This is a genomic window from Proteus sp. G3927 (assembly GCF_963894685.1).
GTDB lineage: Bacteria > Pseudomonadota > Gammaproteobacteria > Enterobacterales > Enterobacteriaceae > Proteus > Proteus mirabilis.
Genome location: NZ_CAWQGX010000009.1, coordinates 77,759 through 103,208 on the forward strand (window position 1 = coordinate 77,759; position 25,450 = coordinate 103,208).

The following is a 25,450-nucleotide window of genomic DNA, read 5'->3' on the forward strand; positions in this document are numbered from 1 at the left end:
CAATAAGCGCCATTTGGCGCTTATTGCATTAGCACATTAATTTATTGATCCAATAATTAATTCACTACTCTTGAGATCAAGGGTTAATTCTTGTGCTTCTTTTATTTTTAATAATCCATCACCTAAATGAACTAACATAGGTAGCCCCATCTGCGTGGCGATAATGGCACTGTGAGAACAACTATCCCCTTCAGCTAAGGTAATGGCTAATAATTGAGTCGCATCAAACTGAATTAATGTCGAGGGGAATAACTCTTTAGCCACTAAAATAGAGGGTTGTGATGGGGTAAATTTAGGAGGCGTTTTCTGTTGTAAATGGTAAAGAACTTGATTGCGCAGATCACGAAGATCTAACTCCCGTGCTCTCAAATAAGGATCACTGAGAGTACGGTAGAGTTGGATACGTTCTTTCATTTCATTCGTCCAACTCTGCTGAGCGCTAACGTTATCTGTTTTAATACGATCGATAACATTGGTGAGTAATTCTTCATCATCCAGCATCATGATATGGCCGTTAAAAATAGCACCTATTTGTTCACCTAATGTGTGATTGGCTTTTTCAGCATAGTGCTTCAAATCATTGAGTGTATCTTTTATCGCTTGATTAAATTGCTCAATTTGTATTGTGCTATCGAGTGGTGCAGATAAATTTTCAATAGGGGCTAATTCTAGCTCATGCCAAATAAAAGCCGGTCCCTTGATGGGGGAAGCGGGTACAAGAGTACCGGTTAAACTTTGCTCCGTGAGTTCATCCGGTAATGCTTCGCCAAAACCTTGTTTAGCCAGTGCTAAAAAGGCATCAATAGCCTCATTTTCTTGTTCCCCTGAAGCAATTAAGGTTATTTCATCACCTTGACGAATTTGAATAAGAGAAAGTTGATTTAAACTAAGGGGATTAATGCGTCTATCTCCCTTAATTAATTGATAGTCAGCACGAAATTTTGACAGTAGCTCAACCAGTGTCGCTGCAGGTCTAACGTGTAAACCATGAGGGTTTTTTACCACCCAATGAGCTTCTTTGCCGTGCATTTGAATAGAAGGCGTGACATCATTTGGCTCTGAGCCACCCATGTTTTCACCCAATTGCATCTTTTTAGGGGTTAGTGCATGGTTGGCTTCTTCGAGAACCTTTTCTAAGCTAGCTCCGGATGACGCTGCGACAACAGCGGCTAATGTTCCTTCTACCAGCGGAGCTGAGCATAGTGTCACTTTTTGCGCTAATTCTGTATCAAGCAGTTCAATTGCTGTCTCTGTACTGAGTATGGCACTACCTAAATCCATCATAACAATAATGGCATCAGCTTCGGCGAGCGATTCAATCGCCGTCATAATTTTAACAGCGTCAGTACCAATAGGGTGCGCTTCATCATCAACACCTGCGGCAATGGCTAATCGGCAATGCGTTGGGTTAAGCATTTGATTCGCCAACGCCTCAATACCCTCAGCAAGATGTTTACTATGAGAAACAATCACGATATTAATCATGGCAGACCTCTCTTGATTATATTGTGAATGATTATGCGTGGATAGCATTAGACAGCGCTTGGAGGATCAATACCACAGAGGCACTGCCGGGATCTTTATGTCCTATACTGCGCTCACCAAGATAACTGGCACGGCCTTTTTTCGCTTGCATAGGAATAGTTTCCTCCGCCGCTTTTTCTGCAACTTTCAGTGCATTATCAATAGCATCTTCTATAGATAAACTTTGGTCATTCGCATGCTTTAAACTATCAACCACAGGCCACCAAACATCACACATAGTTTTATCATTTGGTTGTGCTTTACCGCGACTGACAATGCCATCAACACCTTCTTTAGTCATTTCATAAAGTTGATTTACATCGAGACTTTGTAATGATGCGGTGGGCTTAGCGGCACGAATAAAGAAGGTGCCAAAAAGAGGACCGCTGGCACCACCAATATTAGACAGTAATGTCATACCGGTATTTTTAAGGATAAAACCAATATCTTTATCGGCAAATTCAGGTAATTTCTCCGCTACCTTTTTGAAGCCTCTATTCATATTTAAGCCGTGGTCAGCATCGCCAATTTCACGGTCAAGATCGGTGAGATAGTCACTGTTTTGTTCAAAAAGTTGAGCGCATTGTTGTAGCCAAAGAATAATTTGATGATGAGTTAATACCATTTTCTGATCCTTAGTTATCGTTATAGGAAAACTTATTTTGTCATCGCAGGTGTAGCAACGGGTGCATCCCACAAAGTAAGTAGCGCGTCATCTACTTTTAATAAGGTAATTGAGATCCCCGACATATCGAGCGATGTACAATAAGATCCAATTAACGAACGTTCGATGTTAAGACCAAAGTTTTCACAGCACAGGGCAAGGCGATGATAAACACCATATAATTCAGAAAGGGGAGTGGCGCCAAGATTATTGACTAGGGCTATAACACGATCACCTGATTTTAGTGGCTGTTTTTCTTGTGTCTCTTCAATCCAATCACCATTGACTCGATCCCAACTGCGAATGGTGCGCTGATAGTGACCATTTTCAATTAGAGTATTAAACATTGCATCAACGGTATCATTTAATGAAGTAAATGGGCGACGGTCTATTCCTGGCTCTCCGTGGATCCCAACGCCAAATTCCATTTCATTTTCAGGGAGAGTAAAAGAGGGTTTTCCTGCAGCAGGTACGGTGCAAGCCTGTAGTGCAATACCAATAGAAAAACCATTATTATTAATTTGATGACCTAGCTTAACCAAATCATCGAGTGTATCGCCACGCTCAGCCGCCGCACCTAGTAATTTTTCCATTAATACGGTATTCGCTACACCACGACGACCGGCGGTATACAGACTATCTTTAACCGCAACATCATCATCAACTAATACCGTAGCAATTTTTACACCTTCATCATGTAGTAGCTCTGTCGCAGTTTCAAAATTGAGTACGTCACCGGTGTAGTTTTTAACGATCATTAATACACCTTCACCGCTATCAATTGCTTTTGCGCAATCGTACATTTTATCTGGGGTTGGTGAGGTAAAGATCTCACCAGGACATGCCCCATCAAGCATGCCTTTTCCAACAAAACCGGCATGCATTGGCTCATGTCCACTGCCACCTCCAGATAAAAGGGCTACTTTACCTTTTACGGGGGCATCATGACGGGTGACATAAAAAGAAGAGGGATGGAGATTGATTTCAGGGTGGGCTTTAGCAAAACCTTGCAGTTGTTCTGATAAAACATCATCAACACGATTAATAAGCTTTTTCATCTATATACTCCATTTGAAACTTGTATTGAAATTTTATGTAACAGAATGCTGTTACATAAGATTTCGACAAATTCTGATTAAAGGAATGACTCATTTTATGGCTTTTTTAATCAAAACCGCGTTCTGTGGTTGTTGAATTGCTATGTTGCTTTAATAAGCGATATAAGAATGTTTCTGTTGGATTAAATTAAATCTACATCATTTATGGTTATATAAGAACCAGTTAACTTATTTACCTGCCAGAATGGGAGCAGGATCATAAAATCAAGGCAAAATAGAGTAAGTAAAAAAGCGTTATATCTCTTGTAACAAGGTTAAGGCTTTTTCTCGTTGCTGTGGCGAGAGATTTTTTATCATTGCTAATAAAAGGGCATCTTGTTTTTTGGCGCTGGGACTTAGAGTATGACTAAAGGTAAGATTTAGCACAAAGGTATGCCCACAAAGCGGATCACGGCAGGCACAGTAAAGATCTGTTAACTCTTTATGCTTGCGATTACTTTTCTTTATCATCGCTTTTTCACCACATTCAGGACAGTAAATTGTTAAAACACGCATGGTATTTTCTCTTTATTATCAATCTATCACCACCTTCTATATTAGCCTAAGTTTGTACAATCACCAGTAATATTATTGTTTTTTTGTATTTTAATTTGTTGTTAACTGATTTTTATCATGAAAAACAAGTTTATTTGTTTATTTGACTAAAAATAATTCGGTTAACCTCGGTTAAACACCATTAACCGACAATAACCGAACAAAGTTACTAGTATAAAATACAAAATTTATAGATAATGATTTCACGTTAAACCTACATGTGGAGATGCAACGTATTGAATTTAAATATTATTTAATTTGTTGTAATGACTAATATGTGGAGAAAAATAGGTAATGGATAACCTATTACAAATTAACAAGGAAGTGGGCAAGGATAGTACAAAAGGACGTTGTATTTATCCTTGAGCAAAAGGATCTTGCATATTCCATACAGATTATCTGATTGATACTAGGAGGTGAGGGTTCTTTTTACGGCTAAATACTGTAAGCGAATGCGAGGTATATTCATGGATGAATATGATCACACACTAGTATCATTGGTAGTTGTTGGCGCTTTTATTGCATTAGGGAAGATGCTAGTTGCTAATGAAGTTATCACATTACGACTATTTATTGGCAGGATCATCCTAGGATCAGCGGTTTCTGTTGTGGCAGGTGCTCTGTTGATTTTATGGCCGGGTATTCATCCTATTGCGGTTATGGGGATCGGCTCTGCCCTGGGGATCGCCGGTTATCAACTTGTCGAAATTTGGCTAAGGAAAAAAGGAAATGAGCTATTTTCACGGAAGAAAAACTAAGTGACCAATGATTAATTATCAATAATCAATAAGTTGAGCGTTATATTTGTATTTTATGATATTTGTGTGGTTTCGCATCATAGGGAATTAAGTGATATCCAATAGCGCTATTGATTGGTATGGATTGCAAGTAGCGTAAATTGGGTTGCTCAAGATGAGTATCGAGACTGCGCGACGTGGAGACAAGGAACGTTTATCACGATAAATGAAGATCAAGTCTGCAAGGAAGCCAGTCTTGATCTTTAACCTGTTTAATGACAAGTATGTTATGAGGGAAATTTTTTTAATATTGGTGATTTCTGTTTAAAATAACTGGCTACAAGTAACCCACTGTAAAGCATTGCACCAATAAACCACAATAAGCCATCCCAATATTCAACGCTGTAACTATAAATAAAAGAGAAGAGTAACGGGCCGACAATCCCAGTTATATTCGTTAGACTGACTAACGTTCCTTGTAATTGTCCTTGAACATGATGATCAACAGATTTTGATAAATATCCTTGTAAAGCAGGTTGTCCCATTCCTCCCGCAGCTAAACAGATTAAAGCGGGGAGCATAACCCAAACATGGCTTATCCAGGCTAATAATAAGCAACCAAATGCATCAATAGACATGCTAATGATAACCGTGTTGCGTTCTCCCCATTTTTGCGCCAGTTTTCCTGCGAGAACCGCTTGAAAAAAAATATGTAATACACCAAGAAATGCAAGAGATAAACCTACTTCAGTAGTGTGCCAAGCGAAACGCACTTGTGTGAATAGCACCCAAATGGTGGCCGGAATTTGCCCTATTAGTTGAATAATAAAATAGGCAATAAGCCAAAAACAGAGACTCTTTTTAATAAAACCAGTGGCAGAGTGAGGCGCTGTATCCTGATTTAATGCGGATATTTCAGTCGATATTTTTGTGGTTTGAGTTTCTTGGAAACAAAGTAATGAAAATATAAATAATAACGAATGAGAAATAGCCGCAAAGATAAATGGCGTATGGGCGCTGATCTCACCCAGTAATCCCCCTAACATGGGGCCAATAATTAAACCCACACCAAATGCACCACCCAAAAAACCGAAATAGCGTGTTCTTTCATGAGGATGAGTAACATCAGTCATTGCTGATGCGCATACAGCACCTGTGGCTCCTGTTATACCCGCAATAATGCGTCCAATGTAGAGCATCCATAATGAGGTAGAGCAAGCCATTAATAGGTAATCTAATGCCGCACCCAATAGCGAAAATAATAAAATAGGTTTTCTGCCATATTTATCTGATAATTTTCCTAAAATAGGTGCGAAGATCACCTGCATCGTCGCATAGAGTGCTAATAATATACCGTAATGATTGGCGAGTCTGTTTTCGCTCACAAACTCATTTAATAGTGTTGGTAGTACTGGCATGATAAGGCCAATACCAATGGCATCTAATACTGTGACAAGCAGTATGATAATAATTGATTTATTCATAAATATCCTAAAAATCTATCACTGATAGAGGGGTGAAAAATATCTCTATCAGTGATAGATTGTCAAGAATATTTTATTATGAGGACGCAAATGGCAAAATTAGATAAAGAACAGGTTATTGATAACGCATTGATTTTATTAAATGAAGTCGGTGTGGAAGGGTTAACAACACGTAAGTTGGCGCAAAAATTAGGGGTAGAGCAACCGACACTTTATTGGCATGTAAAGAATAAACGTGCGTTATTAGATGCTTTAGCTGAGACTATTTTACAAAAGCATCATCATCATGTTTTGCCATTAGCGAATGAAAGTTGGCAGGATTTTTTGCGTAATAACGCAAAAAGTTTTCGTCAGGCGCTATTAATGTATCGTGATGGTGGAAAGATCCATGCAGGCACACGACCATCAGCCAATCAATTTGAGACATCAGAGCAACAATTGCAATTTTTGTGCGATGCTGGCTTTACGTTAACGCAAGCTGTTTATGCATTAAGTTCCATCGCGCATTTTACACTTGGTTCAGTGCTTGAAACCCAAGAACATCAAGAGAGCCAAAAAGAGCGAGAAAAAGTACCAAAAACAGAGATAAACTACCCACCATTATTAACACAAGCTATTGATATTATGGATAGTGATAATGGTGAAGCTGCATTCCTTTTTGTGCTCGATGTGATGATTTCAGGGCTAGAAACAGTGCTAAATAATCATCATTAAATAGGCTGACGCCCCTTAGGGGCGATGAGTTGCCCTTGTCTATCTGCGATATTGATTTGCACAATACAGCCAGCATTAAAATGTAAATAATCCTCTTCAATGCCGTCTGAGAAAATAACACCATTTTCGGGCATTAAAGATCCTAATTGCAATGGAGAGTCCAGCTCAATCGTGCCAAAAGTTAAAGCGGTGCCTGTTGTTCTACTAGGAAATGGCTCTCTTACACTAAATTGTAATTTTTTATCACTCCAGCTAAACCCTTGTAAAAGAGGGTGTGATGCTTTTCCGGTGATGGCCATGGCTCCAGCAAGAATAGATTGAAACCACCCTGTAGAGCCAAGTCCCGTTGATACAATAATGCCTGATGAGGATTGCACTTCTTGAGAGTCTCCCCATTGTAAGATATAACGTGCGGAAGTGTGGCTTTTAGGGCCAATAAATAAGTCATTAACCGCTAACAGTGATTGACCATCATTGGTTTTTGCTTGTGCAAAAGTGACCGAATTAAAAGGCATTTTGTGATTTATTGTATTAATTATAATCTCTTTCAATTGCCCTATTTCAAAGGGCAAGAGCTTACCATCCCATCTTGAAGGATCTGGATTGATAGCAATAACGGGTTGTTGATTAAGATATTTCAGAGTATTAGCGACGAGGCCATCTTGACCTATTACCACTACAATATCATGAGAAGAAAATTGATAACTAGGCAATAATCCTCTTTCCAAGAGCTGAAAACGCCCAAATGATTTTAAAATAAGCTCAGCTTCTGTGAGTTGTTTTTGATAGAGATTATGTTCATTAAGATAATCTGTTACCTCAACATGGTTATGTTCTAAATAGAATTTGGCTTGTGACCAAGTGTTAAAACGCTCAATTAATTCTTGTAAGCGACTTTTTCGCATCACTAATATGAAACGAAAATCGGTATTATTTTTCATAGGTTATCCTCTTTTTTTCATAAATTGGCTAAATAAATCAGGAGTAATATTTAATTCACCAATTTTTCCTGAATTAAGCGCTAAAGTTTCAAATGCCATTGCCATTAATTGTTGTGAGTCCATTTTTGCTAGAGCCATTGCTTTGAGATTTTCAACGGGTAACTCACGGTAAGCTCGCATAGTTGCTTCAATAGCATAAGCATCAGCATCAGATTGTATGCGTTGATTTTCCGCACTTAACGCGACTAATTCTTTACGTTTTGCTTCGGCATTGACTTTGGCTTCAAGACGCTCTTTTTCTATTTCGGCTTGTTCACGTAATAGGGTACGTTCATTTTCTAAACGAGCTTCTTCAATTTCTTGTCGTTTACGCTGTATAGATAAGTCTGTTTCTAATTCAGCTTCTTTAATGGTGCGCTCTTGCTCTACTGAGAATTTACGACGTGCATAAATTGCATCATCAGCCTCTTTGAGTAAGGATTCCCGCGCCTCAGCTTCTAATGCTTTAAGCGTTTCGGGAGAGGGTGAGATGGCCGCAATAGAAACATCTAAAATAGTAATACCTAAGGCCTCTAATGAAGGGTGTTCAGTAAGTTGTTTCATCACTAAAGTAACCAAGGATTGGCTAAGTTGTAGTGCTTCTCGTAAAGGGGTGCTTTGGATCTTGGCTTGGATCAGGGTTTGAGCAATACGCACCACGCGATCGTTGAGCTTTAGGGGATCTTCGCTGGCGTAAGATTTGCCATTCTTACTTAAATTAAAGTTGAGGACTTCAGCGGCTTTTTCAGGTGATGTGACTTGGAATGAAATTTGTCCTTGAATACGTAGTGCCTGAAAATCAGCAGTTTGGAAGTTAAAGATAAAAGGGGCTTCTTGTGCATTTAACGGCAGTGCTGCAATAGATGTTGTCGCCGAATTATACCAAAAACTTAAGCCTTTACCTTGTTGGCGCACTTTCCCGTTGACCGATTTAATAATAAATGTTGATGAGTCTGCTTTGAAATAATTTAAGTTAAACATAGTCTTCTCCAGTTAGTGTCTTTATGACATTAACTATATATTGTCTTATGGACACTATTGGTGTCAAGTCATTTAGTGTCTTTATGACAAAATTTGATTTTCATGTGTTTAACATTAAAATAAACTCATTATCTTTTTATAAAGTGCAGACCATGAACGAACAAAATTTTTTAGCAAATTACAATCGCCGTGATTTTCTATCGCCGCTTATTACTGTTGATTCAGTACTATTCACTTACCATGAAGGGCAGTTAAAAGTGCTCTTGGTGGAAAGAGCTAATCATCCTGAAAAAGGAAAATGGGGATTACCTGGTGGCTTTGTTGATGAAACACAAGACAACTGCCTAGAAGATACTGTGCTCAGAAAATTAAAAGAGAAAACAGGGGTGATCCCGCCGTATATTGAACAACTCTGCTCAGTGGGAAATAATCAGCGCGATGTAAGAGGTTGGTCTGTTACTGTATGTTACACGGCGTTAATTGCTCACCAAGCATGTAAAGCGCATATTGATAGTGTGGATCATGTGATGTGGTTACCTATTGATGAAGTAGCACAGAAAAATCTGGCATTTGATCATAATGAACTGATTGCGCAAGCGAGAGAGCGATTAAAGCAAAAATCGCTTTATTCTATTGTGCCGGGATTTGCGTTACCTGAAGTGTTTACTTTGCCTGAATTACAGCATGTGCATGAGATATTGATAGGTAAAGAGATCCAGAAAAAATCTTTTAGACGACGGATTGAACAAGCCGACTTATTAATTGATACCGGAGAAAAACGTGCTGAGAAGGGACGCCCTGCTAGTCTCTATCGACTTAAGAAGTCGTCTGCGGATTATCGTTTTATTCGTAATCTTGAATTTTAATATATAGAGTATTTTTTTAAAATCGCTATACTCTTTTTAAGTTAGCAAATTATCATTAGAATTATTAATGTCTTAAAAATTACTCTGATAACAATTATGAAAATAAAATTTATTCTTTTGGGGGTATTTGGCGGTATTCTTTTATTAAGTGGGTTTGTTTCTCATGCAATAAAAACGATACCTTTGGATATGCAAAAAGAAGCTACTGTAGTTTCTGTCGAAAAACCGAAAATAGTATCACGACAATTTCCTTATTATCCTACAGGCGCTAAAACCGCTAATATTGAAGGCGATGTAGAGGTTAGGTTTGATGTGGATAAAAATGGTAATGTACAAAATATTAGGATATCAGATGATCCTATTGCAGCGATATTTGCTCCCTCTGTTTCACTGGCGATGAAGCATTGGCGATACGAATCAGGTAAACCGGCTAAAGATTTAAAAGTGGTTATACAATTCAGATTAGAAAATGTGAAACATAACGGATTTAATCAATCACATTAAATGAATAAAATAAATAACGTATAAAAATTATTTTACCATTAGGGGGAATGACAATTATCCGTACAGGGTTATTGAAAAATATCAATGAAATAACTCGATATTAAATACCAAGTTATTTCATATAATTACCCTATTTATTTTTTATCTTGGAGAGCAACTTGAATTAAATGTTCTACATAATTATCAACAAGAAACTCAACCGTCTGACTTCGGGTTGTACTTCTTAAAAACGAAAGTTTATCTATTTTCCGTAGTGCTGACATTTTTAAAGATAGTGATACTGATTTTTTCTTATCTTTATCTAAATAAACACGACTCGTTGTGCCACTATGTTGTAGTTCTTCATTCGAAGATAATGCCTCTCGCATACGACGTAATGTTTTATTATCAAGCTGACCTCGTTCAGTCATTTGATACGATCTGGATGATTTACTGTACTTAATTTCAGCACTATAAGACTCTCTTATTTCTTTTAAAACACGGGTGAGCGTTGGCTCCGAGCATTCAAGAGCAGAAATAATCTTAATCGTGGGGACTTTTTTCCCTGTACTTAAAAGTATAGCCAGCTTAAAAACTCTGATTTGGCGAGAGCTCAATTGCATGTTTGGTTACCACGTATCTGTCAATTGTGTGTTAAGAAATTAGACCCAGCTTTTATTGTGTCTGTATTATTTTTCTACAAGTATATCTGAAATAATGTCAAATATTAAAGATTTTATAAAATAACAACCGAAATAAAAATATTGTTAAATAATATGTTAAAGTTTTATAAATAGGAGTTCTAGTTAAAGATATTATTCTTTAACTAGAGACTAAGTTTAAAATATTAATAAATAAAAAAATGCTTATAGTAAATATAAAAACGAATATTTAAACTTATGGTGTATTAAATCGTTGAACACTATTTTTTGAATTGGGAATAATGCCATACAGTTTTGCTCTAGTTAAAATACTTAATGCCCAACGGCGATGTGTTGCCGGTTCACACATGGCACCATGAGATTTAAATACGGCTTGTGTTGAATTTAAGATGCGCAACGCATCGGAATGATCAGACTGAGATACCATTAATGCCTGTTCTATTTTGTCTATCTGCTTGGGATGAATAGCGGTTTTGCCCACTAAACCATTGGCAATATCGAGGGCTAATTCTCTATCCATAATTTGTTGATCATCAATATGCTCACAAACAGGAGCGGTAAGCGCAAACTGACGAGCACCAAATACAGCAACCAACATTTTTATCACGTATCCCATAGGTCCATCATAGAGTGTTAAATGGCGATTACGTCTAAGAGAAATAACATTCATTAAATCATTTCCACCGATACGTAAGGCAATAATTCTCTTATGGCAAGGGTGAGCTAGTAGCAAGTCTGCCAGTGAGGTCATTTGAAGAACGTCGAACACTTCTTCTGTTTCCAATGTTGGCATCATACATAAATGGGTGGGTTTGATGATACGCCACCAAAGGGGTAATGAAGCTTGGGTAAATTTAGGTAATACTAAGCCGTCAATCACAGTTAAATCTACATGCTCAACCAGCCATTGCGCCATTTCTGTATGGCGGGGGCGTATAAATAGCAACGGCCATTCAGTACAATCATGATGCTTTTTATAGTCTGATAATGTGGTTAATAATGTTGCTAGATTTTGTAATGCTTGTGGAATATCAGTATCACTGACGGCATCTTCTAAACAAATAATTAATGAACGTAATCCATCAATTTTTTGATCAATAATTGTTGCGGCGATATCGGTTCGTGTTGCGGGCATATACAGCGTTGCCCCTAAATTCCAAGGGGATAATCGTTCAATCATTATTGCACCTTTTTAATGATAGTAACGGCACGATATTGTCCTAATGCTTTACCTGCCTCGGTTACAGTAATATTTTTTTGTTTAGCAAGATAAATCAGTAATGCAACATCGGGATCTGCAATTTCTTTTACCAGAATATGCTCAGGTACACGGCGTAAAACGGCGCGAGTTGCTTCAGCAATACCGGGTTTTATACGATTGATATTTGAAATGTCATATTTGTTGGCAAGTAAACTAACGACATTTTCGCTCAGTTTTTTTAAGTCTGACGGTTGATGTTTAAATGTGGCGAGTGGAATATCGTTATCTATTAAGGCGTCAACTATTTTTCCCACAGTATCAACAAGATAGCGACTACATTCATATTGTTTTAAATGTTGGCAATCGACAAAACCATGGAAGCCTTGCTCTGTCCAAATTGAACGTGAAATTAATCCTGAAACGGGCGCTCCCATAATCCCAAAAGGGATTAGCCAATCTTCATCACTGGCACTTAACCAAGCGCAACCACAAGGATCAGCAAGGACGACAAGATGGGGTTGTGCAGGAAAACCTTCACGTCCCGCCAATGAACGAATTAACTCATTTGTGATAGCGCCTTTTCCTGTCCACCCATCAACAAATACAATACCTTCTGTCCCATGGCGTTGCTCAATCCATGAAAGCGCTTCGTTATCAATACCCCTATCACGAATAATGCTAATACCATAGTGATAAGACGTTTTTCCCATTTTGCGCAAGGTCTGTTGTAACATCACGCCAAGTGGAACACCCGCACGCACAAGACTTGTCAGAATAATAGGGGTGTCACCAAAATGCGCAATAAGTGATTTTGCTAGCATAATTACTTGTGTTGCTAAACGTGTTGCGCCAGCAGCCAGTGCTTTTTCAAACAGTTCAAGATGCCAGGTTGTGGGTTCTGGCTCTTGGCTTAACATATCAGAATAGTGACGTTTACCAGACTGTATAAGTTCTTCTTTTAACTCAACAGGTGTCATTTCAATCTTGACGGGTTGCAGTAAAAAATCAACATCACCCAGTAGATAAGAGCCTGAAAAAGGCTGATGATCCATCATGTTTATTCTCCAAAAATTTTTGTGTTGATCGCATTCGCGAATTGGCTTTGGCGGGGGATAGCATACCAATTGCATAATTTCATAAAGCGATGATCACTTAGGCTATCGCCGAAACCAATCACAGGAAAAACGCCACGTTCTGCTTTTAATTTATTAAGCAAATAAGTGACGGCTTTACCTTTTTCAATTGGCTCAGGTAACCAAGCAATATTGTTACTGTTACGATGAATATAAAAACCTTTGGTTGAGAATATTTTTTCTATCTCATCACCGATAGCATATAGCTCATCTAATCGAGCGCTGTCGTTATGCTTCATCACCAAATAAATGGGTAAATCATCATATTCATAGTTAATTCTCGCCCAACCATCAATATTACGTTCAGCCATTAATTGGGTAATAGATTGCTGTAACCTAAGTAAAGGTTGCTTATAAGGTGTTAAGCTTTGTGTGATATGGTGTTGCCATTGTTCATCTGCGACTTTTTCTGGGGTTAAGACAACAGCACCGTGTGTGGTAATAGCCCATGAATGAAAAGGAATAGTGACACGGCTCATTTCTTCCGTTCCACGTGCTGTGACTGGAATTAAATCAGCATGTTCTAGCATCCAATCAACCAGCATAGCTTGCTCTTGAGTCATAAAGCTACGTGGCGCTAAACTTCTATCCAACGCACCAGTTTTATAGGGTGCAAGCGCTAACTCATCCACCATTTTGCGACGAGTTTGAAATAAGGTATCGTCAAGATCGGCTAAAATAACGGGGTTAGTCATAGCTAATTACTTCAACAATAGGGGCAACTTTATAGAGAGCCTCAATAAGTTGACTATCAATACTTTCGGCAGGGGTTTCACAACAAAGCAGAATGCGATCAAATTGCTGATGAGCCACGTTATAGACAAAGTTAGGAATGCCTAATCCGTAATTATCAGTAAAAGTTATCGCTGATTGGATAGCAAAATTAGTGGCAATAGGTGAGCGAGTCGTCGAGCTATATTTTACAATAGCCCCTTGTTTTTCTAAGCGTTCTGCTAATAAAAAGGGTTCCCAGACAAATTCACCAGAGCCTAAAACCAATATTTTTTCACCCTCAGAAACATGAATAAATAGGCCAAGATCATTAGCAGGGGTTGTCATACCTAAGCGTCCCCAGCTTTGTTTTCCTGTGATAGCAACCTGTCCTGAGGCAGTAATATTGACATTTGGCATAACAGGTAATGGTGCATCGGGATTGGCTTGCCATTGCCATTTTCCCTGCACTAAAGAGAAGGTTGTTATGGGTAATGGTGAACGCTTTTGCAGAGCATCACCACTCCAATCGGTTAATGTGACAGCAATAATCTGCTTAATTTGTGTTAACTTACCTTCTTCACGTAATGCAGACAGCAAGTTAAGAAAGGTATTACCTGTGGTTGCTTCATCATCAATTAACACAATGGTTTTCGCTTGCTGGATCCATTGGCGTTGTTCTAGGTTATGAGGCAAATAAAGTAGGTGATCAGTTGCATGGCTGTGATTTTCTTTAAATTTACAGAATAATTCACTATCAGCAATAGGATGGCGTGTTGAAGTAAGATAGAGCGCTTGAGGATAGCGATCTCTTACTTCATCAAAAATCCCCGCACCTAAACCGACCGCAGTTTCTGCCATACCAATAAAAAGAATAGGGCCTTCGAGTGATTGAGGAAATTGTTTGGCCATTTGTTGATAAGTTTCACGCATTTTCTTAGGTGAAACAGGAATATGGCGCCCTAATACTTTACTGACAAACAAAAAAGCGCGCTTAGGGTTGCGTCTTTCCGCAATATCAAAAAGTTCATCAAGATGTTCTAATGAGCAATTTGGCGTTACGCTTAATGTGCCACAAGTGAGTTGGCGACGATAAACAGAAGAGCCAATCAAACTATTCATTATTCTTTATTATCCGTACTAATTAGTTTTTTAAGTGCATTTATCTGGGTATAAGCTAAGCCGTGTTGAACATAACGTCACATACTGTGAATGTTTAAGCTAAAACCTGTTTCCTCATCATGAAGTTTCTATTTAATCATGTCAATCATAATGTGATCTATTTTACTTTAATTTAAAATAATTAGGTTAATGCGGTATTTTTTGTTTTTAACTTAAGTTTTAATTGTGTTTTTTTATAAAAATTTCTTTTATTTCAATATATTTACAATCTCTTGAAGTAAGTTGATAAAAATAGACTTGCCGAACTACTTCATCATGATATGATGATTTATAATTTGTATTTATATGCAAGTGATATTGTTGTTTCATTCTACCTTTGAAGGGAGTTAATTATGGTTTCATTACGCAAGGATCAGACAGTCTCTCTCAGTAAACAAGCCCCTGCACTGAGTCACCTAATGTTTGGTTTAGGCTGGGATCCTATTAAGAAAAAGGGATTTCTCGGTGGACTCTTTGGTGGTAATAATTCGATAGATTTAGATGCAAGTTGTGTATTACTCGATGTAAATGGTAAACAAATCGATACTATTTGGTTTCGTAAACTAAAATCAACTTGTCAGTCCGTTATTCACTCAGGAGATAACTTAACAGGAGAGGGTGATGGTGATGATGAAACTATTTTTGTTGATTTAAATCGTCTTCCTTCATTGGTTGAATATTTGGTTTTCACTGTCAATAGTTTCCGTGGGCAGACTTTTAATGAAGTTGAAAATGCGTTTTGTCGAGTTGTCGATAAAACAACCAATAAAGAGCTTGCTCATTACAAATTAACGGAACAAGGCGCTCATACAGGGATCGTGATTGCCGCTTTACAACGTAATCACGGACAATGGGATTTCACGGCTTTTGGCTCACCTTGTAAAGGGCTTGTCATTGACGAGATGATGCCAGATATTTTGGCGACGGTGGTGCGATAAATGACCCTAACACCTGGCGGAAATATATCCGTACCTGATCAAACGTTAATGGTGCGTATTCACTCAGGCTCACTTGTTGATGTATCTGCATTTAGGCTTTATGTCTCAGGAAAAGTGAACGGTGATGCTGATATGGTGTTTTATGGTCAAACCACTAATGATGATCGTACTATTATTTATGCAACAGCAGGTAATAGCACGTCGTTTACGGTTGACTTAACTCGCTTACGTCCTGATGTCGATAGAATTGCTTTTACAGCTACTTGTGAGGGGCAACAAACCATTGCTCATCTACAACATTTGTCTATTCAAGTTGATGCTAACAATAATGTCGTTGCGAACGGCCATGTTGATATCGATGGACGCACTGAAGCGGCATTAATTTTAGGTGAGCTATACCGTCGCAATGGAAGCTGGAAATTTCGGTTTATTGCACAAGGATTTAACGGTGGATTAAAACCATTGGCGGAATATTTTGGTGTTGATATTGCTGATCCTGAACCAGCACCAGCACCAGCACCGAGCTCAGTGAACTTAAGCAAGGTTTCGCTAACTAAAGAGAAACCGGCAATTAGCTTAACTAAAAAGGATGATTTCGGCAAAATCCGCATTAACCTCGATTGGCATCGAGAAAGTAAAAGCGGTGGTTCCGGGTTATTAGGTGGATTATTTGGTGGTAACAAAGGTATTGATTTAGATATTGGCGCCTTTGTTGAACTACAAGATGGTTATAAGTCAGTGATCCAAGCCTTAGGAAATGGATTCGGTGATTTTAATCGCATGCCTTATGTTGAGTTACAAGGTGATGATCGCACTGGTGATGTAGCGGGTGGCGAGTGGATTTTTATCAATGGACGTGAATGGAAAAATATCAAGCAAGTGCTTATTTTTACTTTTATTTATGAAGGGGTTCCTAACTGGAGTAAAACAGATGGTGTGGTCACTATTCATGTTCCCGAGCAACCACCTATCGAAACACGTTTAACGGATGGTAATAATGGTCGAGCTATGTGTGCCATCGCACGACTTGTTAATGAAAACGGATCAATCAAAGTTGAACGTCTCAATGAATTTTTTAAAGGCCATCGCGATATGGATAATGCCTACGGATGGGGATTTCGCTGGACTGCTGGATCTAAGTGAATACACGAAATAAGGAGAATAAAAATGAGTTTTTTCAATAAATTAAAAGAAGGTTTTAATTCCGGGCGAGCGGAGTTAACTAAGCAAGTCAGTCGTTTTAAAAACAAAAAATTTATGCAAGGTACGGTCGCAGTTTGTGCTCGTATCGCTATTGCCAGCGATGGTGTGAGTTCTGAAGAAAAGCAGAAGATGCTCGGTTTTTTAAAAGCATCAGAAGAGCTTAAAGTCTTTGATACCTCCGAGGTGATCGAATTCTTTAATAAGCTAATTAGCAGTTTTGAATTTGATACTGAAGTCGGTAAAGGTGAAACGATGAAGTATATTCTGGCAATGAAAGATCAGCCAGAAGCTGCACAATTAGCGATCCGTGTCGGTATTGCTGTTGCGAAAAGTGATGGTGATTTTGACAATGACGAAAAAGAGGCGGTGCGTGCTATTGCCGTTGCATTAGGCTTTGAGCCCGCAGAGTTTGATTTGTAATTAATTTTATATAGGGAACCGTTTAGGAATAATTATGGTATCCACACATATTGGTTTTCCGACAGAAACTGTCATTGTTTTTGTTGTACTTGCGATAGGCGCTATTTTTATCGATTTATTTATGCATCGTGCAGATAAGCCGATAACGTTAAAGAATGCTGTTTTTTGGTCAATATTCTGGGTAGTCGTTGCCATGGCATTCGCGGGTTTTTTATACGTCCACCATGGTGCAGAAGTTGCAAGCTTATTCGTGACGGGTTATGCATTAGAGAAAGTGCTGTCTGTCGATAACCTATTTGTCATGATGGCGATTTTCTCTTGGTTTGCGGTTCCTGATCGTTTCCGTCACCGCATTCTGTATTGGGGGATCATTGGTGCCATTGTATTCCGTGCGATCTTTGTTGCTATTGGTACCGGCTTATTAAGTTTAGGGCCTTACGTTGAGATAGTCTTTGCTCTGATTGTTGCTTGGACAGCCGTAATGATGCTGAGAAGTGGGAATGATAGTGAAGAAATTGAAGACTATTCACAGCATCTTGCTTATCGCTTAGTAAAACGATTTTTCCCTATATGGCCAAAAATTACTGGACATGCCTTCTTATTAACACAAAAAGAGGTTGATGTAGAGTTAGCAAAACCGGAAAACAAAGACATAACTATCGGGCGAGGTACAAAAGCTGCGTTATATGCGACACCGCTTATGTTGTGTGTGGCGGTGGTAGAGCTTTCTGATGTGATGTTTGCTTTCGATTCGGTGCCTGCAATCATTGCCGTTAGTCGTGAGCCACTGATTGTTTATAGTGCAATGATGTTCGCTATTTTGGGCTTACGTACTCTCTACTTTGTGTTAGAGGCATTAAAACAGTATCTGATTCACCTTGAAAAAGCGGTTATTGCATTGCTGTTCTTTATTGCTGTAAAGCTGGGGCTTAATGCAACAGATCATATTTGGCAGCATGGATATAGCATTTCCGCGACAACCAGCCTATTCGTAGTGCTTGGTGTTCTTGCTCTGGGTATTCTGGCAAGTTTTGTATTCCCAGAAAAAAAGAATAAATAAGGTAAATAATGATAACCGATATTCTTGGGAAATTAGAATATCGCAACATAAATTGAAGAGGTTGAAGATGAGCGTTTCTCTTTCTAAAGGTGGTAATGTTTCTTTAAGCAAAGCAGCCCCAACGATGAAAAACGTCCTAGTCGGACTTGGTTGGGATGCCCGTTCTACAGATGGTCAAGATTTTGACTTAGATGCATCTGCATTTCTGTTAGCCGCTAATGGAAAAGTACGTAGCGATGCCGATTTCATTTTTTATAACAACTTAAGATCTGCCGACGGCTCTGTTGTTCACACTGGTGATAACCGAACAGGTGAAGGTGATGGTGATGATGAAGCACTAAAAATCAAACTAGATACCATCCCCAGTGATGTCGAAAAAATTATCTTTGTAGTGACTATCCATGAAGCGCAAGCGCGTCGTCAAAGCTTTGGTCAGGTATCTGGTGCGTTTATTCGTTTAGTTAATGATGACAACCAAATTGAAGTTGCTCGTTATGATTTAACGGAAGATGCATCAACGGAAACGGCGATGTTATTTGGTGAGTTATATCGTCATAACGGTGAGTGGAAATTCCGTGCTGTAGGCCAAGGATATGCAGGGGGCTTAGGCTCAGTATGTGCGCAATATGGTATTAACGCCTCTTAATCGTATGTTATGAAATCACAAATTACTGGCAGTTATTCCTAATTGTCAGTTTATTCAACACAGTAGGAGCTTTGATATGGCTGTTTCCCTTGTTAAAGGTGGTAATGTTTCGCTAACTAAAGAAGCACCAACCATGACGGTGGCTATGGTTGGTTTAGGATGGGATGCCCGCGTGACAGATGGCGCTGAATTTGATTTAGATGCGTCAGTATTCATGGTCGGTGAAGATGGAAAAGTGCTTTCAGATGCAAGTTTTATCTTCTTTAATAATAAAGTGAGCCAATGTGGTAGTGTTGAACACCAAGGCGATAATCGTACTGGAGAAGGCGAAGGTGATGATGAACAAGTCAAAATCACTTTATCCAAAGTTCCTGCTGAAGTGAAAAAACTGGTTTTTGCTGTCACTATTTACGATGCTGAAAACCGCAAACAAAACTTTGGTATGGTGAGCAACAGTTTTATGCGCGTTTATAATAACGACAATAACACTGAAATTGCACGTTTTGATCTTTCTGAAGATGCCTCTACGGAGACGGCGATGATCTTTGGTGAACTCTATCGTCATGGTTCAGATTGGAAATTTAAAGCAGTAGGCCAAGGTTTTGCGGGTGGTTTAGGCGCACTAGCCGCACAACATGGCGTCAATATTTAATCTTTCGCTAATAAAAGCGCCAAGATGGCTAGATAAATAGTTAGTTTATGGATAAAGCGGGAAAATACGTTTCCCGCTTTATTTTTATATAATCACTTATGAGTCTTTTTTAAGCGTTATTTTAATAGGTGATTTTTTTGACTTATTACTTCCTGTGTGGAAATAGCGCCAATGTGGATCTTGTGCAGCATAGAGTAATTCATGATCACCACGTGAATCGCCCCACGCCCTTAAGTGGTATTGAGTAAGATCGCCATAGACACGCTCTAATCGTTTGATTTTTTCGCCACAACGGCAGTTATTGCCAATGATTTTTCCTGTCAGCACACCATCAACCACTTCAAGTGTTGTTCCTATTAACTTTATACCAAGTCGATCCGCAAAAGGTTGCAACACCATAGCTGGAGAAGCTGAACAAATGGTCACTTCAGCATGACGGTTAATCTCTTCAGCAACGGCTAATAAACCTGCAGGACGCATTAACTTACTCCAGTAGGCTTTACAAAAGGCTTCGGCTTTTTCTTTGAGCCATTCTTCTTTGATATCGGTTAAAAAAGTTTTAATCAGCACTTCTTTTAATTCATCACGAGTCAGTTTACGTCTAAAACAACGTAATGTGGGGAATACCATTTTGATAATACGACGAGCAAATTTACGACGCCCAAAGGCAAACTTTAGAAAAGGGATAAAGCTATCGTGATAGGTTAAAGTACCATCAAAATCAAACACTGATAATGTTTTTACGGTGTTTTTTGCGTTTTCAAATTGTGGTTGCATAAATATTGAGCTCCGTAAATCATCAGAGTTTATGAGGTAAAGCGCCTATTATATCATTGTTCTCAAAATGAGATAGTATCATCAGTATCTTATTGAAAAAATAAGGTTTTTATTTTTAATCGTTGATGATATTAGTCATATAAAATGAAAATTGATATTGAGCATAAAGAAGAATGCACTAATTGATAGCGGATTATGTTTTAAAAGAATTGGTTTGTTTTATTTTATAATATACCAATAATTATAGCAGTTATTAAAAATAACTTATTTTGTTTATGATATAAAAATTTATTTAAAATAAAAATCAATGACCTAGTGTTATCTCTAATAATTAAATAAAAATATCATTGTGTCGATAAAAAATAAATCTTATCGATATGCGCATATAGGTATTTTTATCATGAGTATTAAACGAACCGTAAAATTAGGCTCTTCTTTACTGTTATTGATTTTTATTCTATCGTCTGCCTTATCTTCATTTTTTATTTATAAAATGCAAAACAATTTTACTCAAGTTGATGTCTTATCTGCACGTTATGACGATGTGTTGATGGCTCGTTATCAACTGGCTATTATGCGTTCTAATGTCAATTATCTATTACAAGACAAAGATAGTCGTGTCGCAGATCGTAACAAAATTATTCAGCAAAATAAAAAGCTAGCTATCATGGCTAAAAACACCATGGAAACATGGGTGAAAGAGAAGAAAATGACTGTTGCAGCACAAAAAAATGCTGATGATATTTCGACGTTATTTTATAATCTGATAGATAAATTAGTTTTAGATCCTAATAAATTAGCGACAATAAAGATAAAAGCTAATCAATTTGATCAAGATTTTGAACATCTTGATCAATTATTTGAAAAATATATTCAGACTAGAAATAAAAATAGTCTCTACCTTACTCATAAACAAGATTCAATGGTTGAGTTTTCTATCTACTCAACAATTATCTCATTAATTATTTTATTAATTGTTTTGTACTTTGTGCTTCATTGGATCAATAAAACCTTTGTCTCTAATCTTAATACATTGTCTGAGATATTAAATAAAGTAGGTAATGCTGACTTGGTTTTTTCTGTACCACAAGTAAAAAATGATGAGTTTGGTAAACTTTTTTCTCGTGTCAGTGATATGCAAAAAGCATTAACCTCGACAATCTTTTCTGTCAAAAAAGAGGCTATGGATATAAAAGGGGGCGCATTTAAAATTGCTTCTGGTAATCAAGAGCTTTCATCTCGTACAGAAGAACAATCCAGTGCGTTACAACAAACCGCTGCCAGTATGGAGCAGATCAAAATAGCCGTTGCTAACAATACCGATAATACAATTGAAGCAAATAATATTATTAATCAATCTACTGACATTGTTATGGATGGCGCTAATGTCATGAAAGAAGCTGTATTATCGATGAAGAAAATAGAACAAGGTGCAGTGAAAGTTGGGGAAATTAATGATGTTATTAATAAATTAGCCAATCAAACTAATATTTTGGCCTTAAATGCTGCCGTAGAAGCAGCAAGAGCTGGCGAGCAAGGGCGTGGGTTCACCGTTGTGGCCGCTGAGGTACGGAACTTAGCCGCAAAAAGTGCTGAAGCAGCAAAAGAGATTAGCCAAGTTCTTAAAGCATCTATCAATGATGTTACCTATGGTACAAATTTAGTGAATAAAAGCGGTGAGTGCATGCAAGAGATTGTCTCTTCCATTTCAAAAGTAAACAAGATCATGCAAGGGATTAGTTTAGCGTCGGAAGAGCAACGTCTTGGTGTCGAACAAATTGCAGTAGCAATTAATCAAATGGATACGGTAGTACAACAAAATGCCTCTTTGGTCGATCTCGCCGCCTCTTCTACCATGATGTTAAACGATAAAGCACAAGTGCTGATGGATAATGTCGCAGTCTTTAATATTGACGATCTTGAAAAAGAGCCAGAGCAGAAACAAGAGTTAATCAATGAACAAGAATAAACTACGATAATAGTATAAAACATCATCTTTTATCACTGAGGGTGGTGTGTGTAAAACATTTGTGTCGATAATTCTGATTAATGAGTAAATAAAATCTATCCACTGCCGATATATGAATACATTTATGTTATTTAATTACCGGGGTGGATTATTTCATGAGTATTGAAAGAACAGCGAAAGTAGGCTCTATTATACTATTAGCTATTTTCTTAGTGACATCAGCTTTATCATCGTTTTTTATTTATCAAATGCAGGATAATTTTGCTTCATTAAACTCGTTAACCACGAGATTAAATAATGTACAAGAGGCAAGATATGAACTAGCAACCATACGCTCTCATGTTAACTTTTTAGTCAATATTGGTCATGAAAATTTAGATATGCAAGAAACCAAAGCTCGATTAGTTTCTGAAGCTAAAACATTAGCGGCTAAATCAAAAGCGACAATTAACGCTTGGGAAAGGGAAAGCAAAATCAGTGCTGACGCACAAAGAAACTCAGAACAATTATCGGCACTATTTATCAAACTCGTCGATACTATTATTGCGCCTATTGATACGCTAGCTTATGAAAATATTGATTTATCGAAAGATTTTTCCAAACTTGCTGAGTTGTTTGATGAATACTTAGTGATAACTCAAAATGTTAATGATCAAATAGAAGACGAACAAAAATGGATGTTTCAACTCTTTATTTACACTACATGTATTGCTTTAGTGATACTGATTGGACTGCTTTATTTAGTGATCCGTTGGGTTAATAAAACCTTTCTCTTTAACCTCAATACGCTCTCTGCCATTTTGCAAAAAGTGGGAGAAGGGAATTTAAACTTCTCGTTACCCAAAAATAGAAAAGATGAGTTTGGTACACTATTTTCTCATGTCGGTGATATGCAAAATGCACTGACATCGACTATTGGTTTGGTGAAAGAAGAAGCATTAGTGATCAAAAGCGGTTCAGCAGAAATCGCAGCGGGTAATCAAGATCTCTCTTCTCGTACAGAGGAGCAAGCGAGTGCATTGCAACAAACCGCAGCCAGCATGGAAGAGATAAAAATTGCGGTAGTGAATAATACTAATAATGCCGTATTAGCAAACTCTATCACAGCACAAACGCGTGATTTGGCTATCGATGGCGCTAGCATTATGAATGATGCTATTACTTCGATGAAAAAAATTGAAGTCGGTACGTTAAAAGTCGCTGAAATCAATGATGTGGTAAACAATATTGCCAGTCAAACCAATATTCTTGCGTTGAATGCGGCAGTGGAAGCCGCTCGTGCAGGGGAGCAAGGGCGGGGTTTTACAGTTGTTGCAACAGAGGTTCGCAATTTAGCGGCCAGAAGTGCGGAAGCCGCTCGTGAAATTAATCAGATTATTCGAGCTTCTGTGGCGGATGTCGCACATGGTCGTGAACTGGTTAATAAAACCGGTGAGCATATACAAGAAATTGTCACCTCAATTACCAAAGTAAGCGATATTATGCAGGGAATTAGCATTGCATCGGAAGAGCAAAAAGTGGGAATTGAACAAATAGCCGTCGCGATAAACCAAATGGATTCTGTGGTTCAGCAAAATGCGGCTTTAGTAGAACAAGGAGCCACCTCAACCATGATGTTAGATGAAAAAGCACAAAATCTGACCGATAAAGTATCAGTTTTTCAAATCAAAGAATAAGCTTATCTTTAATTAATACACTAATATTCTAGTAAAAATAAACTCACCTTAGTTGCAATATTAGGGTGAGTTTTTTTTATTTTATGGCTAATCGATAAGGCGACTATTTCTTTTCTCTTCGTTTATTATTGAAAAATAATTATAGACAGCGCAAACTTTAGTGTTGTTAATAGTGCAATATAAAAACAGATAACTATTCCCTTCACCTGCAAATGACGAGGTTATTGCGTATCGATATTAAACAGTTATTTTATTTAATCGCTTTGGATAAAACGCAACATTTTGGTCAAGCTGCCGAGATGTGCCATGTTACGCAACCTACCTTATCAATGCGATTACGTAATTTAGAAAAAGAGCTTGATGTGGTTCTTATCAAGCGTAGCTCTCGCTTTGAGGGATTTACCGAAGAAGGCGAGAAAATATTAAAATGGGCGAAAACTATGCAATCTGCTTACGATGGATTACAAGCAGAAGCCGCTAACTTTCGACAGCAACTATTTGGGCAACTGCGTATAGGTATTGTGCCTTTAACCAATTTAAATCCTATGCTGATGTTGCAGAAAATATCGGCACTATTCCCTGAGATAAGTTTTCAAGTGCTCTCAACGAATAGTGAAAATATTATAGATCGACTTAATAGTAATAGTCTTGATATTGGTATCTGCTATTTGGAAAAAGCGAATACTCAACAGCATGAAATTTATGCATTAAAACAAACGGAGTTAGGGCTTTTATTTCATCGCAATCACTTTATGCCTTCAACAAGAACTATCTCGTGGCATGAAGCGGTTAAACAACCATTGGCTTTATTAAATAAAGAGAATCACTTTAGGCAATCCGTGGATTTAGCTTTTCAGCGTTATAACTTACACCCCAAGGTGTTGGTCGAAAGTAGTTCTACATTACATCTTATACAATCAGTTAATGCAGGGTTTTGCGCCTCGATTGTCCCTATTGCTAAAGGTATGGAAAATCTCAGCCAAGATCTAGATGTTGTACCTATTGTTGATGCAACCATTAATGCCCCATTGGGGATTGTGATCCGCAAAGAAGAGCCGCGCTCTATATTAATTGAAAAATGCTTTGCACAAATGCGTACTTACTTAGAAAGTACAGGTCTATAGATGGATAGAGATAAAAAGGCGAGTATTAATAA

The 25,450-nt window shown here is 37.9% G+C and carries 26 protein-coding genes; 13 read left to right on the top strand and 13 right to left on the bottom strand.

From position 1 onward, the window contains the following. Nucleotides 1–36: 36 nt before the first annotated feature. The 4 genes from dhaM to AACV00_RS02475 all read right to left on the bottom strand — a co-directional run bounded on the left by dhaM (nucleotide 37) and on the right by AACV00_RS02475 (nucleotide 3,801). A complete protein-coding gene (dhaM, locus tag AACV00_RS02460; protein WP_004250192.1) occupies nucleotides 37–1,485 on the bottom strand; it encodes a dihydroxyacetone kinase phosphoryl donor subunit DhaM in 1,449 nt (482 codons plus the stop codon). Between the two features lie 31 nt (nucleotides 1,486–1,516). Beyond that, nucleotides 1,517–2,149, bottom strand: coding sequence for a dihydroxyacetone kinase subunit DhaL (gene dhaL / locus AACV00_RS02465; protein WP_004249430.1), 633 nt, complete (start codon nucleotides 2,147–2,149; stop codon nucleotides 1,517–1,519). Between the two features lie 32 nt (nucleotides 2,150–2,181). Beyond that, nucleotides 2,182–3,246: a dihydroxyacetone kinase subunit DhaK gene (gene dhaK, locus AACV00_RS02470; protein ID WP_004245625.1), complete on the bottom strand. Its 1,065-nt coding sequence runs from the start codon at nucleotides 3,244–3,246 to the stop codon at nucleotides 2,182–2,184. A 294-nt stretch (nucleotides 3,247–3,540) separates the two neighbouring features. Beyond that, complete coding sequence (locus tag AACV00_RS02475) at nucleotides 3,541–3,801, bottom strand: ogr/Delta-like zinc finger family protein (protein ID WP_004245624.1); 261 nt, start codon at nucleotides 3,799–3,801, stop codon at nucleotides 3,541–3,543. Between the two features lie 506 nt (nucleotides 3,802–4,307). Here AACV00_RS02475 and AACV00_RS02480 point away from each other — a divergent pair. Further along, nucleotides 4,308–4,598: a phage holin family protein gene (locus tag AACV00_RS02480; protein ID WP_004249433.1), complete on the top strand. Its 291-nt coding sequence runs from the start codon at nucleotides 4,308–4,310 to the stop codon at nucleotides 4,596–4,598. A gap of 266 nt (nucleotides 4,599–4,864) precedes the next feature. Here AACV00_RS02480 and tet(J) read toward each other — a convergent pair whose 3' ends face one another. Then, nucleotides 4,865–6,061, bottom strand: coding sequence for a tetracycline efflux MFS transporter Tet(J) (tet(J), locus tag AACV00_RS02485; protein ID WP_004245621.1), 1,197 nt, complete (start codon nucleotides 6,059–6,061; stop codon nucleotides 4,865–4,867). 90 nt (nucleotides 6,062–6,151) lie between these two features. Between tet(J) and tetR(J) the strand changes: the two genes are divergently transcribed. Then, complete coding sequence (tetR(J), locus tag AACV00_RS02490) at nucleotides 6,152–6,775, top strand: tetracycline resistance transcriptional repressor TetR(J) (RefSeq protein WP_161680204.1); 624 nt, start codon at nucleotides 6,152–6,154, stop codon at nucleotides 6,773–6,775. Here tetR(J) and AACV00_RS02495 read toward each other — a convergent pair. Then, nucleotides 6,772–7,716: a sugar kinase gene (locus AACV00_RS02495; RefSeq protein WP_161680202.1), complete on the bottom strand. Its 945-nt coding sequence runs from the start codon at nucleotides 7,714–7,716 to the stop codon at nucleotides 6,772–6,774. The two genes, tetR(J) and AACV00_RS02495, sit on opposite strands and share 4 nt — an antisense overlap. Before the next feature lie 3 nt (nucleotides 7,717–7,719). Next, nucleotides 7,720–8,736 carry an SPFH domain-containing protein gene (locus AACV00_RS02500; protein WP_004245618.1) on the bottom strand — a complete coding sequence of 339 codons (1,017 nt, stop codon included), beginning with the start codon at nucleotides 8,734–8,736 and terminating at the stop codon, nucleotides 7,720–7,722. 152 nt (nucleotides 8,737–8,888) lie between these two features. Here AACV00_RS02500 and AACV00_RS02505 point away from each other — a divergent pair, with 152 nt between their 5' ends. Further along, nucleotides 8,889–9,602 (top strand): NUDIX hydrolase, encoded by a 714-nt coding sequence (locus AACV00_RS02505; RefSeq protein ID WP_012368340.1) that lies wholly within the window; start codon nucleotides 8,889–8,891, stop codon nucleotides 9,600–9,602. A 96-nt stretch (nucleotides 9,603–9,698) separates the two neighbouring features. Next, nucleotides 9,699–10,106, top strand: coding sequence for a TonB family protein (locus AACV00_RS02510; RefSeq protein WP_017628545.1), 408 nt, complete (start codon nucleotides 9,699–9,701; stop codon nucleotides 10,104–10,106). 134 nt (nucleotides 10,107–10,240) lie between these two features. On the opposite strand, the gene AACV00_RS02515 is transcribed toward AACV00_RS02510, so the two are convergent. The 5 genes from AACV00_RS02515 to AACV00_RS02535 all read right to left on the bottom strand — a co-directional run bounded on the left by AACV00_RS02515 (nucleotide 10,241) and on the right by AACV00_RS02535 (nucleotide 14,914). Next, entirely contained in the window at nucleotides 10,241–10,708 is a 468-nt protein-coding gene (locus AACV00_RS02515) for a hypothetical protein (RefSeq protein WP_004245615.1), read from the bottom strand. Between the two features lie 274 nt (nucleotides 10,709–10,982). Further along, nucleotides 10,983–11,927, bottom strand: a complete 945-nt coding sequence (locus AACV00_RS02520; RefSeq protein ID WP_004245614.1) for an HpcH/HpaI aldolase/citrate lyase family protein — start codon at nucleotides 11,925–11,927, stop codon at nucleotides 10,983–10,985. Next, the gene (locus AACV00_RS02525; RefSeq protein WP_004245613.1) at nucleotides 11,927–13,003 is read right to left on the bottom strand and encodes a cysteine protease StiP family protein; all 1,077 of its coding nucleotides are present in this window, start codon (nucleotides 13,001–13,003) and stop codon (nucleotides 11,927–11,929) included. Before AACV00_RS02525 ends, AACV00_RS02520 begins: the two co-directional genes overlap by 1 nt. A gap of 2 nt (nucleotides 13,004–13,005) precedes the next feature. After that, the gene (locus tag AACV00_RS02530; protein ID WP_004245612.1) at nucleotides 13,006–13,776 is read right to left on the bottom strand and encodes an HAD family hydrolase; all 771 of its coding nucleotides are present in this window, start codon (nucleotides 13,774–13,776) and stop codon (nucleotides 13,006–13,008) included. Next, on the bottom strand, nucleotides 13,769–14,914 hold the full coding sequence (locus AACV00_RS02535) for a phosphoribosyltransferase domain-containing protein (protein WP_049199390.1): 1,146 nt from the start codon (nucleotides 14,912–14,914) through the stop codon (nucleotides 13,769–13,771). The genes AACV00_RS02530 and AACV00_RS02535 overlap by 8 nt, the downstream gene beginning before the upstream one ends. A gap of 392 nt (nucleotides 14,915–15,306) precedes the next feature. Between AACV00_RS02535 and AACV00_RS02540 the strand changes: the two genes are divergently transcribed. The 6 genes from AACV00_RS02540 to AACV00_RS02565 all read left to right on the top strand — a co-directional run bounded on the left by AACV00_RS02540 (nucleotide 15,307) and on the right by AACV00_RS02565 (nucleotide 19,872). Then, nucleotides 15,307–15,891 (top strand): TerD family protein, encoded by a 585-nt coding sequence (locus AACV00_RS02540; protein WP_004245609.1) that lies wholly within the window; start codon nucleotides 15,307–15,309, stop codon nucleotides 15,889–15,891. After that, entirely contained in the window at nucleotides 15,892–17,034 is a 1,143-nt protein-coding gene (locus tag AACV00_RS02545) for a TerD family protein (RefSeq protein WP_161680200.1), read from the top strand. 24 nt (nucleotides 17,035–17,058) lie between these two features. Beyond that, nucleotides 17,059–17,514, top strand: coding sequence for a tellurite resistance TerB family protein (locus AACV00_RS02550; RefSeq protein WP_004245607.1), 456 nt, complete (start codon nucleotides 17,059–17,061; stop codon nucleotides 17,512–17,514). A gap of 34 nt (nucleotides 17,515–17,548) precedes the next feature. Further along, complete coding sequence (locus tag AACV00_RS02555) at nucleotides 17,549–18,574, top strand: TerC/Alx family metal homeostasis membrane protein (protein WP_004245605.1); 1,026 nt, start codon at nucleotides 17,549–17,551, stop codon at nucleotides 18,572–18,574. Nucleotides 18,575–18,641: 67 nt separating this feature from the next. Then, a complete protein-coding gene (gene terD, locus AACV00_RS02560; protein ID WP_004249446.1) occupies nucleotides 18,642–19,220 on the top strand; it encodes a tellurium resistance membrane protein TerD in 579 nt (192 codons plus the stop codon). A 76-nt stretch (nucleotides 19,221–19,296) separates the two neighbouring features. Further along, a complete protein-coding gene (locus AACV00_RS02565; RefSeq protein WP_004245603.1) occupies nucleotides 19,297–19,872 on the top strand; it encodes a TerD family protein in 576 nt (191 codons plus the stop codon). A gap of 96 nt (nucleotides 19,873–19,968) precedes the next feature. Here AACV00_RS02565 and AACV00_RS02570 read toward each other — a convergent pair whose 3' ends face one another. Beyond that, nucleotides 19,969–20,649, bottom strand: coding sequence for an HAD family hydrolase (locus AACV00_RS02570; protein ID WP_012368337.1), 681 nt, complete (start codon nucleotides 20,647–20,649; stop codon nucleotides 19,969–19,971). Nucleotides 20,650–21,049: 400 nt separating this feature from the next. Between AACV00_RS02570 and AACV00_RS02575 the strand changes: the two genes are divergently transcribed. From AACV00_RS02575 to AACV00_RS02585, 3 genes are all read left to right on the top strand, one after another. Further along, on the top strand, nucleotides 21,050–22,618 hold the full coding sequence (locus tag AACV00_RS02575) for a methyl-accepting chemotaxis protein (RefSeq protein ID WP_004245601.1): 1,569 nt from the start codon (nucleotides 21,050–21,052) through the stop codon (nucleotides 22,616–22,618). Nucleotides 22,619–22,773: 155 nt separating this feature from the next. Continuing rightward, a complete protein-coding gene (locus AACV00_RS02580) occupies nucleotides 22,774–24,294 on the top strand; it encodes a methyl-accepting chemotaxis protein (protein WP_004249448.1) in 1,521 nt (506 codons plus the stop codon). Nucleotides 24,295–24,518: 224 nt separating this feature from the next. Further along, a complete protein-coding gene (locus AACV00_RS02585) occupies nucleotides 24,519–25,418 on the top strand; it encodes a LysR family transcriptional regulator (RefSeq protein ID WP_020946213.1) in 900 nt (299 codons plus the stop codon). Nucleotides 25,419–25,450: the final 32 nt, after the last annotated feature.